The 17,645-nt window shown below is 57.6% G+C and carries 15 protein-coding genes; 10 read left to right on the top strand and 5 right to left on the bottom strand.

All coding sequences use genetic code 11. The annotated features are described in order from the left end of the window. Positions 1–19 precede the first annotated feature (19 nt). Positions 20–577 (top strand): hypothetical protein, encoded by a 558-nt coding sequence (locus tag SYN9616_RS0104360; protein ID WP_028952031.1) that lies wholly within the window; start codon positions 20–22, stop codon positions 575–577. On the opposite strand, the gene cobN is transcribed toward SYN9616_RS0104360, so the two are convergent. Further along, positions 567–4,310 carry a cobaltochelatase subunit CobN gene (gene cobN, locus SYN9616_RS0104355; RefSeq protein WP_028952030.1) on the bottom strand — a complete coding sequence of 1,248 codons (3,744 nt, stop codon included), beginning with the start codon at positions 4,308–4,310 and terminating at the stop codon, positions 567–569. The two genes, SYN9616_RS0104360 and cobN, sit on opposite strands and share 11 nt — an antisense overlap. Before the next feature lie 67 nt (positions 4,311–4,377). Between cobN and SYN9616_RS0104350 the strand changes: the two genes are divergently transcribed. From SYN9616_RS0104350 to SYN9616_RS0104340, 3 genes are read left to right on the top strand one after another with little or no spacing between them, the layout of a single operon-like run. Further along, complete coding sequence (locus SYN9616_RS0104350; protein ID WP_028952029.1) at positions 4,378–5,289, top strand: branched-chain amino acid transaminase; 912 nt, start codon at positions 4,378–4,380, stop codon at positions 5,287–5,289. A 58-nt stretch (positions 5,290–5,347) separates the two neighbouring features. Further along, positions 5,348–8,935: a methionine synthase gene (gene metH, locus SYN9616_RS0104345; RefSeq protein ID WP_028952028.1), complete on the top strand. Its 3,588-nt coding sequence runs from the start codon at positions 5,348–5,350 to the stop codon at positions 8,933–8,935. Between the two features lie 30 nt (positions 8,936–8,965). After that, complete coding sequence (locus SYN9616_RS0104340) at positions 8,966–9,238, top strand: DUF4090 family protein (protein WP_028952027.1); 273 nt, start codon at positions 8,966–8,968, stop codon at positions 9,236–9,238. Between the two features lie 56 nt (positions 9,239–9,294). On the opposite strand, the gene SYN9616_RS0104335 is transcribed toward SYN9616_RS0104340, so the two are convergent. Further along, a complete protein-coding gene (locus SYN9616_RS0104335) occupies positions 9,295–9,525 on the bottom strand; it encodes a hypothetical protein (protein ID WP_028952026.1) in 231 nt (76 codons plus the stop codon). A gap of 111 nt (positions 9,526–9,636) precedes the next feature. On the opposite strand from SYN9616_RS0104335, the gene SYN9616_RS0104330 reads away from it, so the two are divergent. After that, complete coding sequence (locus tag SYN9616_RS0104330; RefSeq protein ID WP_028952025.1) at positions 9,637–10,032, top strand: DUF2237 family protein; 396 nt, start codon at positions 9,637–9,639, stop codon at positions 10,030–10,032. Here SYN9616_RS0104330 and SYN9616_RS0104325 read toward each other — a convergent pair. Beyond that, complete coding sequence (locus SYN9616_RS0104325) at positions 10,014–10,772, bottom strand: SDR family NAD(P)-dependent oxidoreductase (protein WP_051411077.1); 759 nt, start codon at positions 10,770–10,772, stop codon at positions 10,014–10,016. The genes SYN9616_RS0104330 and SYN9616_RS0104325 overlap by 19 nt on opposite strands. 50 nt (positions 10,773–10,822) lie before the next feature. On the opposite strand from SYN9616_RS0104325, the gene SYN9616_RS0104320 reads away from it, so the two are divergent. The 3 genes from SYN9616_RS0104320 to SYN9616_RS0104305 all read left to right on the top strand — a co-directional run bounded on the left by SYN9616_RS0104320 (position 10,823) and on the right by SYN9616_RS0104305 (position 13,337). Next, entirely contained in the window at positions 10,823–11,773 is a 951-nt protein-coding gene (locus SYN9616_RS0104320; protein WP_028952023.1) for a SpoIID/LytB domain-containing protein, read from the top strand. Continuing rightward, positions 11,763–12,626 (top strand): ATP adenylyltransferase, encoded by an 864-nt coding sequence (locus tag SYN9616_RS0104315; protein ID WP_028952022.1) that lies wholly within the window; start codon positions 11,763–11,765, stop codon positions 12,624–12,626. The genes SYN9616_RS0104320 and SYN9616_RS0104315 overlap by 11 nt, the downstream gene beginning before the upstream one ends. A gap of 78 nt (positions 12,627–12,704) precedes the next feature. Next, positions 12,705–13,337: a sigma-70 family RNA polymerase sigma factor gene (locus SYN9616_RS0104305; RefSeq protein WP_037990665.1), complete on the top strand. Its 633-nt coding sequence runs from the start codon at positions 12,705–12,707 to the stop codon at positions 13,335–13,337. On the opposite strand, the gene SYN9616_RS0104300 is transcribed toward SYN9616_RS0104305, so the two are convergent. Further along, the gene (locus SYN9616_RS0104300; protein WP_028952020.1) at positions 13,322–13,507 is read right to left on the bottom strand and encodes a hypothetical protein; all 186 of its coding nucleotides are present in this window, start codon (positions 13,505–13,507) and stop codon (positions 13,322–13,324) included. The genes SYN9616_RS0104305 and SYN9616_RS0104300 overlap by 16 nt on opposite strands. A 145-nt stretch (positions 13,508–13,652) precedes the next feature. On the opposite strand from SYN9616_RS0104300, the gene SYN9616_RS15175 reads away from it, so the two are divergent. Together SYN9616_RS15175 and SYN9616_RS0104290 are read left to right on the top strand one after the other, a co-directional pair. Next, positions 13,653–15,197 (top strand): DUF3370 family protein, encoded by a 1,545-nt coding sequence (locus SYN9616_RS15175; RefSeq protein ID WP_037991276.1) that lies wholly within the window; start codon positions 13,653–13,655, stop codon positions 15,195–15,197. Positions 15,198–15,263: 66 nt separating this feature from the next. Next, positions 15,264–16,217 carry a molecular chaperone DnaJ gene (locus tag SYN9616_RS0104290; RefSeq protein ID WP_232200004.1) on the top strand — a complete coding sequence of 318 codons (954 nt, stop codon included), beginning with the start codon at positions 15,264–15,266 and terminating at the stop codon, positions 16,215–16,217. Between the two features lie 899 nt (positions 16,218–17,116). Here SYN9616_RS0104290 and apcD read toward each other — a convergent pair. Then, positions 17,117–17,611: an allophycocyanin subunit alpha-B gene (gene apcD, locus SYN9616_RS0104280; protein WP_028952017.1), complete on the bottom strand. Its 495-nt coding sequence runs from the start codon at positions 17,609–17,611 to the stop codon at positions 17,117–17,119. Positions 17,612–17,645: the final 34 nt, after the last annotated feature.

Genomic DNA, 17,645 nt, shown 5'->3' with positions numbered 1-17,645 from the left:
CATTTCAGGTTCGGTCGGCATGGGCTTCTTTGATCGTCTGCTGAGCAACGTCACGAAGGGGTCAGATGAGGCCAAACCGATCGAGCCCCGCGCTCCGAAGAAAGAGCAACCGGAGGCTTACTACCTGGACGCCGATTCCTCCTCATCCCTCGGCAATGTCGATTACATGAGGGAATCGAAAACGATTCGCAGAACCTTCCCTGGCACGGTTGATTCACCGGGAAACAAAGAACGTGTGATCGAGGTTGCTGCAGAAACCGAGCAGCTCACAAAGAGAACCGACGGACTCGGTGGCACACAAATTAAGGAGGAGACCACAACACTGGCGACTGGGATTCCCAAGCCGGTGAAGAAGACATTCGCCGAGCAGGTGAGCACCAAGGAAATGAAACAGAGGCTTCGGGGGACCGCCGTAACCGGAGTTAACGCTCAGATTCCCTCCAATGCCGCCCCGGTGGGTCGAAAAGAGGAACTCAAACCCAAGGAGGTTGAGGAGACGGCGTCCAGCGTCGCCCCGTCAGAGAAGCCTGGTTCGATCGATCCGTTCCGTCAGATGGTGCGCGATCTCAACAAGTGAACTCTCCCCGCTCAATCCGGGCTTCACTGCTGATCACCAGATCGCGCAGCTGATCAAGTTGATCAGCGCGGGGCTGTTCCCAGAGTCCTCGATTGGAGGCCTCCAGGAGGCGTTCGGCCATGTCCCTGAGAATCCAGGGATTGCGTCGGTTGAGAAACGCCAGTGTGTCTTCATCGGCGAGCCACTGATCGCAAAGTGCTCCGTAACACCAGTCGGGAACACGGTCGGTCGCGGCGTCGTAGGCAAACAGATAATCCAGGCTCGCCCCCATCTCAAAGGCCCCCTTGTAACCGTGCTGCTTCATGCCATTGATCCAGCGTGGATTGAGCAGACGGCTGCGCATGACCTTGTCCAGCTCTTTCTCGAGACGGTGAATCCGAGGGCGTTCGGCGCGCGAATGGTCACCAAACCAGAGCTGGGGGCGCAGACCTGAACTTTGCTCAACGGCTGCTGATAGGCCGCCGTGGAACTGGTAGTAATCGTCCGAATCGAGCAGGTCATGTTCGCGGTTGTCCTGGTTGTGAAGCACCACCTGGACCCGGTGAAGGGCCTGCTCAAGCCCGCCACGATCAGCCACAACCACATCACTGCCGTCGTACCGCCAACTGCTCCACTGCAGATAAGCCTCGGCAAGGTCGGATCGGCTCTCCCAGCTTCCGTGATCGATCAACGCCTGCAACCCCGCTCCATAGGCTCCTGGTGCCGACCCAAAGATCCTGCTCTGGGGCCCCTCAGTCCTCGTCAGGGCTGCCAGGGGGTTAATGCAGTCGTCCTCAGTCAGCGACGCAATTCGCTGGGTTGCCTGATCCACCCAGCCCACCAGATGCGGAAAGGCATCTCGAAACAGGCCCGAGATTCTCAGCACAACGTCGACCCTTGATCGCCCCAGCAGCGATGAGGGGATCACCTCCAGATCCACCATTCGGCGTGTGGGCCCATCCCAGACAGGGCGAACACCCATCAAGGCCAACACCTGAGCGATGTCTTCCCCTCCGTTTCGCATGGTGGCGGTGCCCCAGACCGAGATGGCGAGATGGTGCAGCGGTTCCCCCTGTTCGAGCAGATGCAGATCCAGCAAACGCTCCGCCGAACGCCTCCCGAGGTCCCAGGCCGCTTCCGTCGGCAGGCCTCGAAGATCGACGGAGTAGAAATTGCGGCCTGTTGGAAGCACATCCGGCCGACCGCGGCTGGGAGCGCCGGATGGTCCGGCCGCAATGCGACTTCCGCAGGCCCCCCTGAGGAATCCTTCCCGTTCAGAGGCAGCGCATTGAACAAGGCGGGGCCAGAGGCCGTCGCGAACCTTCGACAGAACAGTGTCTCCTGATCGTTGCTCGATCCATTGCAGCAACAGTGGTTGCAGACCCTCCGCCTCAGCAGTGGCATCGATCAGGATGTCGAGAAGCAGCAATCCCTGGGTCTCCAACCAGGCGGTTCCATCGCCAACACGCTGTGCCCCTGGACAGCCGAGCACGGCCAGTCGCTGTTGATCAGAGGCTGTCAACAGCACGCCATCCTCCTGTTGCCAGGGATCGAATTCCAGCCCGAGTTCGATCGCCATCGCCTGCGTCAATCCTGGAAGACCTCCCGATGGAGATCGTGCGATGGCCATCAGCAGCTCACGCTCGATCGATGCGGCTGGTCGTTCACCCAGTCGATGCAGTCCGATACGGATCTGGGACTCCTTGAGCTCGCAGAGGTAGGTCTCAACCGCATCCAGACGGCTTTCAAGGTCGTCAGTCTCCTGATCGTTCCCAGATAGATCGGCAATCCCAGGCCAGTCCATGGCTTCCAGGCTCTTCACAATCGACCTCTGCAGTAGATCAACGCGCTCCGAACCAAGCTGACGCGCCTCCACAAGTTCATCCAGGAGGTTTTCAAGCGTCTGGAGCGGTCCGTACAGCCCGGCACGACCAAGCGGTGGTGTGAGGTGATCCAGGATCACGGCCTGACCGCGCCGTTTGGCCTGTGATCCCTCGCCTGGATCGTTAACGATGAAGGGGTAGAGGTGGGGGATCGCACCAAGAGCCAGATTGGGCCCGCAGGCGTCACTGAGCCCAACGGCTTTGCCCGGGAGCCATTCCGCACTCCCGTGTTTTCCCACATGCACCATCAGCTGACTGCGATGGATCTGTTTCAGCCAGAGGTACTGCGCCAGATAGCGATGGGGAGGTGGCAGGTCAGGTGAATGGAGATCAGCAATCTGCTCGGGGTCATAGCCCCGGTCGGGTTGGATCACCACAACGATCCGGCCAAAGCGCACCCCATGAATGGGGAACCCGACTACCTCTTGATCGCAGGCGTGCGTTGGATGCCCCCAGCGCTGGGCGATCGGCTGCCTGGCGGCTGCGGGAAGCTGGTCCCACCAGGCCAGGTAGTTCCCCTGCGGCAAATGAGCCAACGGTGGCCGCACCTTGCTCTCAGGCGCGTTGGTGCGTCCGCTGAGCAGAAAGCGCATCAGCGCATCTCCATCCTCTGGAAGAGGACAGTCGCCCAGGTCGTATCCAGCCTCTGCAAGCCAGCGCAGGATCGAGACACAGCTGCAGGGCGTATCCAGCCCAACCCCGTTCGCCAGACGACCATCCCGCACTGGATAGTTGGCGAGAACAAGAGCCAGTTGGCGTTCCTTCGCCGGAGTCCGCCTCAGCTCGATCCATCGGGCGGCGTGCTCAACCAGCCACTGAATGCCAACCGAATCGGGAATCAGGGTCGGCAACGCGGTTGCAAGTTTTCCCTCATCCATGGACAGCTGCCGAAAGCCACAGGGCCTTGTGGTCACCCGACCATCCAGCTCTGGCATCACCACCTGCAGGGAGAGGTCAAGGGGATCCAGCCCTCGGCTGCTGGCTTTCCAGGCCTCCTTGGAGCGGGATCCTGTGAGCAGCTGCAGCACTGGACAGTCCAGTTGATCCCAGATCGGACTGCCCAATCCAGCCTCCTCCGAACGCACGGAGGCAAAAGCGGTTCCCGTGATCACGAGTTCCACCGCTTCTGACGAGAAAAGGTCGACAACACCGGCCTGTACAGCCGCATCCCTGAGGCTGCTCACCCAGAGCAGCCGCGGGCAGAGACCGGCTAGACGAAGAGTCAGGATGAGTTGCCTGGCCAGCGCCAGATCGTCGGCCTGCAGAAGGGAGCGGTAGAGAACAACGCCGACCCTGGCTCCGTTGTCCTGTTCCCAGTCCCAAGGCAATGGATCGGGAAGCGGCTGGATGCTGACGGATTCCGGTTCGGGTTCCAAACCCTCCAGAACACGATCGAGAACACTGAGGAGCTCGGTCATGTTCCGGGTGCCGCCCTCACGCAGCAGCGAGGCCAAACGATCAGCCAGCGCGGTTCCGATCGAACTCAGAGGATGCAACGCACTCTGTTGATCCTGGGTGCCGGAGAGGATCACGAGTTGGCGATCTTGAGCGGTCTGTTGCCAGAGCTGGAATTGCTCAAGCCCATAGCTCCAGTGCCCTCGACCTCCGAGCAGACGAACCACCACGAGCCTGGCTTTGGCTGCCGTGCTGCGCAGGTAGTGATCCACCTGAGCGGGATGCTGCAGCTGACTTAGATCGAGAGCACGGATCCTCTCCCGCCAGCTGTGCAGTCCTGAATCTTCAAGACAGGCGGCCAGCGTGCTGAGGTCTGTCCCTGCGCTGCTGAGCAGCAGAACATCGGCCGGCGGCTGCTCCACCAGCACCACGTCCTCTGGAGGGTCGAGCCCCGGACAACTGGCCAGGCGATGCATCCCGCCATTGTCATGCCTGGCTGGTCATGAACGGGTGAGAAGATTCATCGATCGGGCTTCGTCTGCGATGCATCAGTTCCTGCCCTATGCCTGGTTCCAGGGGACGTGCGTGCCCTTTGAGGAGGCAAGGATTTCCATTGCCACCCACGCCCTCCACTACGGGACCGGAGCGTTCGGTGGAATGCGGGCCATTCCAGACCCTGCTAGCGCCAACACGATGCTGCTGTTTCGAGCAGACCGGCATGCCCGACGACTCAGCCAGAGCGCTCGCCTCCTGCTGACCGAGCTCCGCGAGGAGGAGATCCTTGCCGCTCTGACGGCGATGCTGCAGGCCAACAAACCCGAACAGCCGATCTACCTGCGGCCGTTCGTTTACACCAGTGATCTCGGGATTGCCCCGCGCCTCCATGAGATTGAAACCGATTTCCTCATCTACGGCTTGCCTCTCGGTGACTACCTGTCGCCAGAGGGTGTGAGTTGTCGCATCAGCAGCTGGACACGTCAGGAGGATCGTTCCCTGCCCCTGAGAGGCAAGATCAGCGGCGCCTACATCACGAGTTCCCTGGCCAAAACGGAAGCGGTGAAGAGTGGCTTTGATGAAGCACTGCTGCTCAACAGTCGCGGCAAGGTGAGTGAAGCCAGCGGAATGAATCTTTTCCTCGTCCGCGACGGTGCCCTGGTGACCCCCGGCGTTGACCAGGACATTCTTGAGGGCATCACCCGCGCCAGCGTGATCGAGCTGGCGATAACCATGGGCCTGCGTGTGATTGAACGCCCTGTGGACAAGACAGAGCTGTTCATTGCCGATGAAGTCTTCCTCACAGGAACTGCGGCCAAGATCACACCGATCCGTCAGATCGAGTCCACCACCTTGAACACCCACAGACCGGTGATGGATGAGCTGAAGCGGCGTCTTGTGGCCATCACGGAAGGCAGAGACCCTGACTTTGAGCACTGGGTCACGCGCATCAGTGTCTGACCCTGAGTAAGAGAACTGCCAACACTTTTCTTAGGATCGGTGGATCGAGAACAGGGTCATGGCAGCCAGCACGACAACCAAAGCTGCTGTGACATCACGCTTCCTCCGTCGCTTGCACAGTCCGGAACGACCGGTTCTTGTCTTTGATGGAGCCACGGGCACCAGCCTCCAGCAGATGGAACTCACGTCTGAGGATTTCGGTGGGGCAGATCTGGAGGGCTGCAACGAAAACCTGGTGATGACCAGGCCCGATGCCGTTCAAGCCGTTCATCAGCAATTTCTTGAAGCTGGATGCGATGTGATCGAAACCGATACCTTCGGTGCCGCTTCAATCGTTCTCGCTGAATACGGACTGGAGAACGAAGCCTTCGCCCTGAACAAAAAGGCTGCAGAACTCGCCCGTGAAATGGCAGACCGCTTCAGCACCGAGGAGAAGCCTCGTTTCGTGGCTGGCTCAATGGGACCCACCACGAAACTGCCCACGCTCGGACACATCGACTTTGATTCGATGTGTGGGTCATTTCGTGAGCAGGCGGAAGGTCTCATCGCCGGAGACGTTGACCTGTTCATCGTCGAAACGTGTCAAGACGTCCTCCAGATCAAGGCGGCTCTACAGGGGATTGAGCAGGCCTTCGACCGCACGGGACAACGGCGTCCACTGATGGTTTCCGTGACCATGGAGACGACCGGAACCATGTTGGTTGGATCCGATATCGCAGCGGTGGTCTCGATTCTGGAACCGTTTCCGATTGACATTCTCGGCCTGAATTGTGCGACAGGCCCGGAACAGATGAAGGAGCACATCCGCTATCTCTCCGAACATTCGCCATTCACGGTGAGTTGCATTCCCAATGCCGGGTTGCCGGAGAATATTGGCGGTGTTGCCCATTACCGTCTGACGCCGACGGAACTGAAGATGCAGCTGATGCATTTCGTCGAGGATCTCGGCGTACAGGTCATCGGCGGTTGTTGCGGCACCACGCCGGCACACATCGGAGCTCTTTCTGAGATCTCAACCCAGCTGAAGCCCGCCGAGCGCACACTCAGCAAGATCGAACCCGCTGCGTCGTCGATCTATGGCATCACGCCCTATTACCAGGACAACTCTTTTCTGATCATCGGTGAACGCCTCAACGCCAGTGGCAGCCGTAAGGTTCGTGAACTGCTTGCTGAGGAGGACTGGGACGGACTCGTCTCCGTCGCCCGTGGGCAGGTGAAGGAGAACGCCCATGTTCTCGACGTCAATGTCGACTATGTCGGCCGTGATGGTGAACGGGATATGCACGAGCTGGTGAGTCGGCTTGTCACGAACGTCAACCTGCCCCTAATGCTCGACTCCACCGAGTGGCAAAAGATGGAGGCGGGCCTCAAGGTTGCAGGTGGAAAATGCATCCTGAATTCCACCAATTACGAGGACGGTGACGAGCGCTTCTTCAATGTTCTTGAGCTGGCGCGCCGCTATGGAGCAGCCGTTGTCGTTGGCACCATTGACGAAGACGGAATGGCTCGTACTGCTGAAAAGAAATTCAGCATCGCTCAGCGTGCTTATCGAGACGCCCTCGAATTCGGTCTGCCAGCGCACGAAATCTTCTACGACCCGCTCGCGTTACCAATCTCCACCGGCATCGAGGAAGATCGTCTCAACGGCAAGGCAACGGTCGATTCCATCCGACTGATCCGGGACAACCTCCCAGGTGTTCACGTTGTGCTTGGCGTGAGCAATGTGAGTTTTGGGTTGTCTCCAGCGGCCCGCATCAATCTCAATTCCGTTTTTCTGCACGACTGCTGCCAAGCCGGCATGGACGCAGCCATCGTCAGTCCTGCAAAAATCCTGCCCCTGATCAAGATCAACGAGGAGCATCAAAAGATCTGTCGGGATCTGATCAACGACAAGCGCACATTCGACAACGGCATCTGCACCTATGACCCGCTGACCGAACTGACAAAACTCTTCGAGGGTGTCAGCACCAAGGAAGCCAGAGCGTCCGGACCTTCCTTGGCTGATCTGCCTGTTGAGGAACGACTCAAGCAGCACATCATTGATGGAGAACGTATCGGTCTTGAACCGGCACTGGAGGAGGGCCTCAGGACATACAAGCCTCTGGAGATCGTCAACATCTATCTGCTCGATGGCATGAAAGTGGTTGGCGAATTGTTCGGCAGTGGACAAATGCAGCTGCCTTTCGTGCTTCAGAGCGCCGAAACGATGAAGTCAGCCGTGGCTTACCTCGAACCTCACATGGAGAAAACAGAAGGGGAAAGCAGCAGCAAAGGAAAGTTCTTGATCGCCACCGTGAAGGGAGATGTTCATGACATCGGCAAGAATCTCGTCGACATCATCCTCACCAACAACGGCTACGAGGTTGTCAACCTCGGCATCAAACAGAGCTGTGAGGCGATTATCGAAGCCCAGCACGAGCATCAGGCGGATTGCATTGCAATGAGCGGACTGCTGGTGAAATCGACTGCCTTCATGAAAGACAACCTGAGTGCTTTCAATGAGGCTGGAATCGATGTTCCTGTGATTCTCGGCGGTGCTGCACTCACCCCTCGTTTTGTGCAGAAGGATTGTCGTGATGTCTACAACGGCAAGGTTGTCTACGGCCGTGATGCCTTTGCCGATCTGCGCTTCATGGATGCCCTGATGGATGCCAAGGTCCAGGACACCTGGAGCAACAGTCGAGGCTTTCTCAACGGCACACCTCATGGTGTTGGTCTCGACGACAGTGACGAGAGCGCAACTCCTGCTGTCGTTAAGGACAACGACACATCCGCGGCGTCGGACGTGACAGCAGCAGCGGTGACGACGGATCGTTCAGAGGCTGTTCCAGCAGAACCCGCCGTCCATCCACCCTTTGATGGCGCAGCGATCCTCACGGAGCAGGACATCGCCCTTGATCAGGTTTTCAATTTTCTGGATCGCAATGCCCTGTTTGCCGGCCAGTGGCAGATCCGCAAAACCAAGCAGCAGTCCAGGGAGGACTATGACGCGATGCTGGCCGAAAAAGCTGAGCCTGTGTTGCAGCAGTGGATTGAACGCTGCCTGAATGAACAACTGCTGACCCCGCGTGTGGCCTACGGCTACTTCCCCGTCGGGCGAGACGGAAATTGCTTACGGGTTTTCGATTCCAACCGCGAGAACGAACTCGGACGCTTCGACCTGCCTCGTCAACGCTCAGGCAATCGCTACTGCATTGCTGATTTCTTCAGAGACCTTGATGGTGATGGTCGCCCCAGCGACGTGCTGCCCATGCAGGCGGTCACCATGGGTGAAAAGGCCAGTGAATTCGCTCAGAAGCTGTTTAAAGGCGATCACTACAGCGATTATCTGTATTTCCACGGGTTGGCCGTGCAGATGGCTGAGGCCCTTGCTGAATGGGTGCATGCGCGTATCCGCAATGAACTCGGCTTCCCTGATCCCGAAACCATGCCCTTGCGTGATGTGCTCGCCCAGCGATACCGGGGCAGTCGCTATTCCTTCGGTTACCCGGCTTGTCCCAACGTGTCCGATTCGCGCCAACAGCTCGACTGGCTCGAAGCCAACCGCATCGGGCTGAGCATGGATGCCAGCGATCAACTGGAACCCGAACAAAGCACCACGGCTCTGGTGGCGATCCACAGCAAGGCTCGTTACTTCAGTGCGTAATCTGAGCCGCCTCTGATTTGAAGATCAACCATGGCGATTGCTGGACCTGATGGCGTTGACGCCGCGATCCAGGCGGGTGTCGACCTCGATGGCACCCCGATTCCTGAATCCATGCTCGCGCTTTATCAGGAGGTGATGGACCTTGAGAGCAAACGGGCGCGCAGTGGGGTCCTCAAGTCGATGCGCAACCGAGTGGTGAAGACCGGTGCCAAACACTTTGATCAAGAATCCCTGAACACACGCTTGATCGAGGCCGGCTGGGATGGTCTCAAAGACAAGGAGATCGCCTTCTTCTTCAGTTGAGCTGACGCTGCGATCTGAAAAGTGCTGCCTAAAAAGCAGCAATCCTTGAGGTCAGCTCAGTCCTTGCAGAGCTTTTCCATTGTGTCGATCACGTCCTGCTGAAACGCGTCGAGGGCATTCGACTCACTTAGGTCAAGCCCCTCACCAGCCGCGTTCTGGGCCAGATCCTGGAAATGAAAAGCTCCTTCGCCATTTGCCAGAAATTCGATGGCCGAACTTTCACCGCTTTCGCGGAAGGCGTCGCAGAGTGCGAGAAAGGCAGCGTCTTCGGTGAACTCCCAATCCATCGAGGGGACATGACTGTCTGACCTTTAACGCGCTCCCCTAGGGGTCCGTCAACCATCTGTCGTCAAAATGTGCCAGTCCTTCGTCAGACTCCTCACATCGAAAGCCTCAGGATGACTGCCAGCACTCCGGCTAGATCCAATTCCCGAAATGTGCTCGGGGCACCTCTGAAAGTCTGTGGTTGCCAGCCAATGACGGGCTGGTACCGAAACGGTTTCTGCGAAACCGACCCTTCAGATCAAGGGCAGCACAGCATTTGCTGCGTGATGACGGAATCCTTTCTTCGGTACAGCAAGGCTCAGGGGAATGATCTCTCCACACCTGTGCCGGCCTTTCAGTTCCCTGGCCTGAAGCCCGGAGACCACTGGTGCGTCTGTGCTCCTCGCTGGAAACAGGCCTACGAAGATGGAATGGCTCCGAAGGTTTGTCTGGAATCCACGGAAGACACAGCTCTGGATGTGGTGTCCCTTGAGCAGCTCAAGGAACATGCTCACCAGGCGATCTCCTGACCATCCCAGGCCAGGAATCGTCCAGTTCTGTCAGGGGTCTGCTGAACCAGAACATCGACCAGATGTCCGGCTGCGCGCTTTGGTGAAAACAGCTTTTCGGCAGGTACGAACGATTGAAACGGCTTGGAGAGTTCCGTATCCGTGGTTCCCGGATGCAGCAGCGTGACGGTGGCCTGAGGCCAGCGACGGGCCCATTCCAGACTGAGGCAGCGGAGCAGTTGGTTCTGGGCGGCTTTGGCCGCTCGATAGCCATACCAGCCACCGCTTCTGTTGTCCCCAATGCTTCCGACCCGTGCACTGAGACTGGCGAAATGGAAGGGTTGATCGCGCTTCAGCAGAGGTTCCACAGCTTTCGCCAGCAAAACCGGAGCAATGGCATTAATCGCGAACTGTTGCTCCAGCTGCCTGCGATTCACCTGCTTCAGTCGTTTTTCCGGCTGAAGCTCGGGTCCATGCAGTCGACCGCTGCAGTTGAACAAAAGGCGCAGAGGAGCCCCACGGCCCTGCAGCTCACTCATGAATTGATCAAGAGACGCATCGTCTTCCAGATCCACCTGAAGGGCTTGATCGGGGGGGCCCTGACGCCCACAGGTGAGCACGGTCAGTTCTGAAAAACGTTGGCTGAGCTCCTCAGCGACGGCAGCGCCGATACCACCGGCGCCAACGACTAAGGCTGTGCCCACCCAGGATTGATCGGAGGTTTCTGCTGAAGACACGACATGTGAACAGATCTTCACCATCGTCCCGTTGACGTCGGCCATGATTCCGTGTGTTCTGAACGGATTCGTGGGTGGCCTCGCTTGTTCGTGCGGCTGTAGTTGTGGTTCCGATCCTGATGGTGGCGGCGATCAGTCTTGGATCGAGCCAGATGATCTCCGATTCATCCCAGGACACTCAGCCTGCAGCTGAACAAGCGACCAAGTCGTTACTGGAGCTCCTGGAAGAGCCCCAGGCAGAAGCGACCCCGACGAGAGGCAAGACACCGCCACCATCGGCAGATGCCCGTGTATCGGCCCTCATGGTGCCTGACGTTCCTCCCCAAGGGGAATCGGTCAACCTGCCGATCCGTGTGGCATTGATGAGTCGCTTGCCGATCAACAGTCTCCAGACCAGCCCTGGAATGGTCTGCCGTGTGAACAACACTGGACCAAGGATCAAAGATCAGGCTCTTCTCGCAATGTTGCAGGGAGAACGCCGTGGGTTTGTCCGTTGCAAAGGAGGCACGATCCTGATCAATCAGGTGCCTTATCGGCACAACATCGACTTCTTGCTCCGTGATCAGGGTTGGATGGCTGTGAACGAACTCGATCTCGAGCAGTACGTGGCGTCTGTGGTTGGTGCTGAAATGCCGAGTGGCTGGAATCTGGAAGCTCTCAAAGCCCAGGCTGTGGCTGCTCGCTCCTACGCCCTGGCCCATCTGGCAAGGCCCGCATCAAGGGATTTTCATCTTGGAGACACAACCCGATGGCAGGTCTATGGCGGCGATCGATCGAGAAGCCAGCGAAGCCGGGATGCCACTGCAAGCACCCGTGGAATCGTCCTCATCTACAAGGGTGGAATTGTTGAGAGCCTCTATGCGGCGACCAGTTCCATCAGTGCTGAAGCGCACGGTCATCTGGGGGCCAGCATGAGCCAACAGGGCGCACAGCAACTGGCACAGAACGGTCTTCAGTTCAATGAAATCCTCGGCAACTACTACCGGGGGGCATCACTGGCACGGCTGCAGCACGATGGCGGCTGAGACGTACTGGACCAAGGCTCTGCAGCGCAGTAAGGCAGCCCTTTCGAGCTCGGCGCTTGTGCCACTGTCGACCGAGCTCGAGCGCATCTCTGGAGAGTCCGGCATCGCCTACGAGCTTCGACATCTCACAGGCTTGCCACCCCGGCACCTGCGTGCATCGGGACCGAAACCGAATCCATTCCGGCCTTGGAACAATGAACTTCAGGTGTCACTGGTGCGCGACAGGCATGTCCTGATCCTGAACAAATATCCCGTGCAGATCGGTCACATGTTGCTGATCACTCGGGACTGGGCACCCCAGGCAGGCTGGCTCACCCTGGAGGACTGGCAATCTGTGACTCATGTCGACAACGACACAACCGGATTGTGGTTCTTCAACAGCGGGCCCGCGGCCGGTGCTAGTCAGCCTCACCGCCATCTGCAGTTGCTTCCGCGTCATGAGCATGAACAGCTCTGTCCTCGTGAGGCCTGGTTTGAAGCAGGGGGTACGACCTCAGCACCGCGTTCATTGAACGATCGAGACGCACCGCTGCGTCACCACTGCTTCATTCAGCCATTGCCCGGACGATTACCCGAGGCCAGAAAGCTGTGCCAGCACTACGAGCAACTCTGTGAACGCGCCGGAATGGGGTCACCTGCCAATTCTGAAAAGCCAGGCCAGCCTTACAACCTGTTGCTGAGCCGACGATGGCTTGCCTTGATTCGACGGCGCTGCGAAGGCGTGAAAGGGTTCAGCGTCAATGCTCTCGGGTTTGCCGGCTATCTCCTGAGTACGGACGCATCAGACCGAAGCTGGCTGAAGCGCGTCGGTCCTGAGTCACTTCTCAGGGATGTTGTGCCATTGGTTCCGTGATCTCACAGATGCAGCGCCTGACCGATCTGTGCATCGCTTGGAACAGAACGATCTCCAAGGAATCGACTGATCAGCTCCATGACACAACGACGAACCAACCATCGCAACAGGATTGTTGAACAGCACCTGCAGCTTGTAACGCCCATTGCGCGTCATTACGCCAGCCGCACCAGGGAAGATGTTGATGACCTCACCCAAGTCGGGAGACTCGGCCTGATTCGGGCATCGCGTCAATTCAGCGCACAGCGTTCGACCCCTTTCAACGCTTTCGCACGTCCCCACATCCGAGGGGCAATCCTCCACTATCTGCGGGACTGCAGCGGCATCATCCGATTGCCTCGAGGAGTTGAGGAGAAGGGACAACGATTGACGCGTTGCAACAGCAATGACCTGTCACCCAAGGATCGTCAGATCCTGATGCTTTACCAAAGCAAAGGGAGATGGTCATCACTGGAGGAGGATCACTGGGTTGGTGAAACCCAGGACATCCAGGCCATTGAGCAGAGGGGGAATCAACGTGAGCTGATGCTGGCGTTGACCAAACTGCCCAAAGAAGAAAGCGTCGCAATCAAGGCGGTGATCCTTGAAGGCAAAAGCCTGAGGCAGGCCGGACGCAAATTCAGCGTTTCAGCCATGACCGTCCAACGACGTGTCAAACGTGGACTGACCAAACTCGCGAGAACGGCTGACGAGCTTCAGCCCATGCTCTGAGAATCACGTTCGATCTGTTGCTCCAGGGTGCCGATCGCCGCATTGATGGCCGACAGCTGCCTCTCAAGACCATCACGCCAGAAGCTGAGCATTGCCATTTTTCGTTGCTGGTGATGGCGCAGCTGTGAGTCGTAATCGGAGGTGCTGTTACAGCAGAAGGGAGGGAGCATGTTGGGCGCAGATTATCTTTTAATCCTGGCGGAATCCGAGGGTCATCGGCGGATTTGTGCTTGGCGCAGAACGATCCTCGGATTAGGTTGTGGCCTCGCCAAAGCACCACGCTCCGGTCGCCTGGCAACGGTCCAACAGCCCCTCATGATGCTCAGACGAGTCCCAATTCTGGTCGTGAGCATTGTCTCCATTGCGACCCTTGAGATTGGGCTCCCGTCGATGGCCTCTGCCTACGTGGCGCTGATGGCAGGGCAACGAGCGCGCGGTCTCAATGGCACGTTCAACAATGTGCCCGTACTCCACTCCAATCAACCGGAGATCGTTACGGGGCCCGGAATTCTGGTGAACACAGCCAGTGGCTCTGCCCTTGCCGCAGAAACCAATCGGCCACTACGAAATCCGGCTTACACCTTCAACGGTGAGTTTGGTGTTCACATGCACCACAAGTACTACCCGGATGACAAGAGAAAGATGGGTGGGCGGCGTGATCGTGGTCTGCTCACTCTGGCTCTGATTGCCAGTAACCCTGGAAGACAACCCGTCACCCTCCGTTTCGACAAGGGATCCGTCAAAAACAGCTTTGAAGCCCCATATCTGCCCAACAACCTGATGGGGGTGAAACCCCTAGGAAAACGTCCCTGGAACACCGGCCCGGGAGATGCCACGGCCGTCCAGATGCTCCGAAAGGAACTTGATCGAAAACTGAAGCCTTCGATCACCATCCCCCCCGGCGGGAAGGCCATCGTAGTGAGCACGGTGCTGCCAGCTCGCGGAATCGCCAACGGCCTGCTTCATGGCCGCAGCGACGGTCCCTTCACGATGGCGGTGGTCGCGGCTGAGGAAACCAACGATCCAGGTCGGCTGATCTCAGTGTTGAATTCCGGAAGACTGGCTCCCGGCAGGATCTACCTCAATCGCATTCGAGACATTCAGCTCGGTCGCGTGTTTTCGCGTGTGGCCGGTGTGGCTCTGGGCGACACCTACAACGCCAACATTCAGCACGACCTGCGACAGGGTCCCCTGCACGTGCCACTCACCAGCACCTCCCGGCACAATTTCGGCACACGAGATGTGCAGGTGAATCCTCTTTCAACCCGCATGGCGGATTCGGCTCTCAACAATATCGGCACCTATGGCGTTCGTTACGACGTCACCCTCAATCTCAGCGGGTCCGGTGCGCATCAATTGGTGATGAGTCATCCCGTTGTCTCCGGGAAAAAACAGTTCACAGCTTTCCGTGGCTCGATCAGGATTGAAACGGTTGAGGGCTACCGGGAGGTGCATGTTGGCCTTCGTTCCGGAGAAAGCCTGACTCTTGCCGATCTGAATCTCATTCCAGGCCAGACCAATCCCGTCAAATTGAGCCTTGTGTATCCAGCTGATGCCACGCCAGGGCACTTGCTGAGTGTCGTGCCTGTGCAGCAGCTGGCGATGCTCCGGCGCCAAGAGAATCAACTCCAGGAGGCCCGCAAACGTTTGGACAGTAAAAAGGGACGGACCATCTCACCGAATGCTCCACCGCCGGTGACTCAGGCACTCCCGATCAATCAACCGGCTTTGCCGAAGATTGTTCCATCCATGCAGATGGCTCCTCTAACAAGTCCTACCCCGTCTCCTGTCACGTCTCCTCGTTATCAGGAAGCGATCCAGACCCAGCAGGAGTGGTTGCGTGAGATGCAACTTCGATAAGCGTCTCGCAAGGAGGTCGAACCTTTGTCAGGCGAGGGATCCAGAAAGCGGACAACATCATTTGCTTTGTCGGATGCGCTGATCAGCGCTCTCGACAATCTCAAATCGGTTTATGGGGTGAGGTCTCGAGGAGCTGTTGTCGAACAGCTGCTGGAGTATCTCCTTGATCAGGATGAAGAGGAGAACAACGAGCCGGAACAACCGGAAACCTCAAAGCCGATCGAGGAAGCCAGCAGTCTTGTGCTGATCCGGCGACTAGATCAAAACGATGCCGAACCGGCTGAAAGTGCTTTGGCTCCCCAGGCAGCAGCAACCCAGGAGTCCCCGCCGCCTGAATCAGGTGGCATCGACTTGCCTGGATTTGTGCGGACACGTGGCCGCCAGCTCAAACAAACCCTGCGCGCTCCGGCGGTCAGCTCTAGCAACGCCGAGTCAGATCCAGTTGTTGCTGCCGTCAGCCATGACGACCTGCAGGAGGCCTTGAAGGCTGCTGATGATCACTGGATCTCTTTGTACGGTCAGCCTCCAGGTGGAACGGTTGTCGAGGCGGCCATCACATGGCTTTCCAGAGATCTTTGGAACAGCGTTGATGTCAGTGAAGGCAGGCCATTCACCTGGACAGGAGCCAATGCCGCTGTACACGATCTTTGCCAGCAATGGACAACGGAATCACCGACGCTTGGACGGGTGATGGTCGTGGCCGGAACCCTGGAAGATCCCTTTGCAACGGCCAATCTGGCGGAGCGGATGCCCACCATGATTCGTCGCTTTGTGAATCGATTCAGGCGTAGTCGCAAGGTGACATCGTTCGAGACGCTGGAATCAACGATGACCGTTCACGGAGCACTCAAGCTTTTGGGGCTGTCAACCCAACCCGGCGCTGAAGTGACGCTGTCATCGATCAAGGAGGCGTATCGCACCAGTGCCAGGAATGCACACCCGGATACGGGAGGGTCCCCTGAGTCGATGCGACGCGTTTCGGAGGCTTATCAGCTTCTCAGCGGAGTTTACCGACGCTGAATCGTTTATCTCATGTTGGACGATTCACAAGACTCATATCAAGTCTTAGCTGAGATACATGCAAATAGTCACATGGCTGTTTTGCGGGGGATGAAGCACGAGCGAGCATTGGTTGGTTGAGCCGCCTTTTTGGGCATCGCCGTTTTTCAAGGTGCCGCAAAGCCGACCCACATCCGCCTCTTGTTGTTCTTAGATAAGACCCGTTTATGGACTCGTGTCTTGTCCCAGGCGAGACCCTTGCTAAATAACAACAAATAGTTTTTCGACCATTTTATTTGCGGTGACGTCATAAATACAAAAGTCTTCAAGGCTTCGTTGCGTAATTGAAAGGCGTCGGCATGCGGGAGGTCACCGGCTCCCTAAACCCTGCAGATCTCAGTTTGCGCCGTCCATGTCCAGTCCAGGATCCTGATTGCCCACGGGAAATAGTTACCAGAACTGGATTTTTAGAGATGCGTACCTGTGTCAAACACAGGTACGCAAACTTTGCGGAGTATTTGTGCGCTGAAAACGTTCAATTGGCGCATGATCGAAACACACATTTGGCCAGGTCGAGCACTTCAGTGCCGTTTTAATCTCACGACGAGAGCGCCTTATGTTTCTAGTATGGGTCCAAGAAAAAGACTCAAAGCAAGACTTTGATGAGTCTTGCTCAATACGCATTTCTGTCGGTGTTCCACTCCCGCCGAGCGCCGAGCACCTTTCCGGCTATCGGCGCTCGAACAAATCGCAAGGACAAAGAACAATGAGGCCAAGAGCAAGGACCTCCCCCGAATCAAGGCCGGAAGACTGATTAAGGGATTTAAGAAGAAACAATCAGTCTTGCTGCGGTCAGTCGAGACACAACTCGAGTCCAAGCTCGAGATTCGTTTGAGGCAACAGTGACCTCATCAGGAGGCTCAGGTCGAGGTCTGCATTCCCTGGATCAGAAAGTCGAAATAGGGAGCAGCAACCTTGACTTGCTGATCAGACAACAAGGCGATCGAAGCGTCTTTCATCGTTTTCATCGCTTCCACCATGCCGGGCATGGGAACGCCAAGGCTGTTGTACATCTCGCGGGCCCCGATCAGACCAATGTCCTGGATCATCTCGGTGCTTCCGGCAAGAACTCCGTAAGTCACCAGGCGCAGATACCAGCTGTAGTCACGCAGGCACTGCGCACGTTGGCGCTGACCGTAAGCATTGCCGCCGGGAGCGACATACTCCGGTCTGCGGGAAAAGAGTTGTCTGGCCGACTCATCCACGATCTTTTTCTCGTTGTCCGTGAGCACACGCACAACACTCACCCTGAGTGCCCCTTGGTCGAGGAAGTCGACGATTGTTCGCAGTTCGCCACTGGTGGGGTACCGCAGATCTTCATCGGCCTGGAGGATGAGATCCCGGACGACACTCATAGAACTGAACAGGCTGACGAGATTTTAGTGGTCA

The sequence above is a fragment of the Synechococcus sp. CC9616 genome (assembly GCF_000515235.1).
Classification (GTDB): Bacteria; Cyanobacteriota; Cyanobacteriia; order PCC-6307; family Cyanobiaceae; genus Parasynechococcus.
Note: the sequence above shows the minus strand (reverse complement) of the source record. Positions and strands in the feature narration are given on the sequence as shown.

Excerpts from the sequence above, each read along its gene's own strand:
- SYN9616_RS0104325 (WP_051411077.1), bottom strand. The coding sequence starts at position 10,772 with ATGGTGAAGATCTGTTCACATGTCGTGTCTTCAGCAGAAACCTCCGAT.
- SYN9616_RS0104335 (WP_028952026.1), bottom strand. The coding sequence starts at position 9,525 with ATGGATTGGGAGTTCACCGAAGACGCTGCCTTTCTCGCACTCTGCGAC.
- SYN9616_RS0104300 (WP_028952020.1), bottom strand. The coding sequence starts at position 13,507 with ATGCTCCCTCCCTTCTGCTGTAACAGCACCTCCGATTACGACTCACAG.
- SYN9616_RS0104330 (WP_028952025.1), top strand. The coding sequence starts at position 9,637 with ATGACTGCCAGCACTCCGGCTAGATCCAATTCCCGAAATGTGCTCGGG.
- metH (WP_028952028.1), top strand. The coding sequence starts at position 5,348 with ATGGCAGCCAGCACGACAACCAAAGCTGCTGTGACATCACGCTTCCTC.
- SYN9616_RS0104350 (WP_028952029.1), top strand. The coding sequence starts at position 4,378 with ATGCATCAGTTCCTGCCCTATGCCTGGTTCCAGGGGACGTGCGTGCCC.
- SYN9616_RS0104305 (WP_037990665.1), top strand. The coding sequence starts at position 12,705 with ATGACACAACGACGAACCAACCATCGCAACAGGATTGTTGAACAGCAC.
- SYN9616_RS0104340 (WP_028952027.1), top strand. The coding sequence starts at position 8,966 with ATGGCGATTGCTGGACCTGATGGCGTTGACGCCGCGATCCAGGCGGGT.
- apcD (WP_028952017.1), bottom strand. The coding sequence starts at position 17,611 with ATGAGTGTCGTCCGGGATCTCATCCTCCAGGCCGATGAAGATCTGCGG.
- SYN9616_RS0104315 (WP_028952022.1), top strand. The coding sequence starts at position 11,763 with ATGGCGGCTGAGACGTACTGGACCAAGGCTCTGCAGCGCAGTAAGGCA.
- cobN (WP_028952030.1), bottom strand. The coding sequence starts at position 4,310 with ATGCATCGCCTGGCCAGTTGTCCGGGGCTCGACCCTCCAGAGGACGTG.
- SYN9616_RS0104360 (WP_028952031.1), top strand. The coding sequence starts at position 20 with ATGGGCTTCTTTGATCGTCTGCTGAGCAACGTCACGAAGGGGTCAGAT.
- SYN9616_RS15175 (WP_037991276.1), top strand. The coding sequence starts at position 13,653 with ATGATGCTCAGACGAGTCCCAATTCTGGTCGTGAGCATTGTCTCCATT.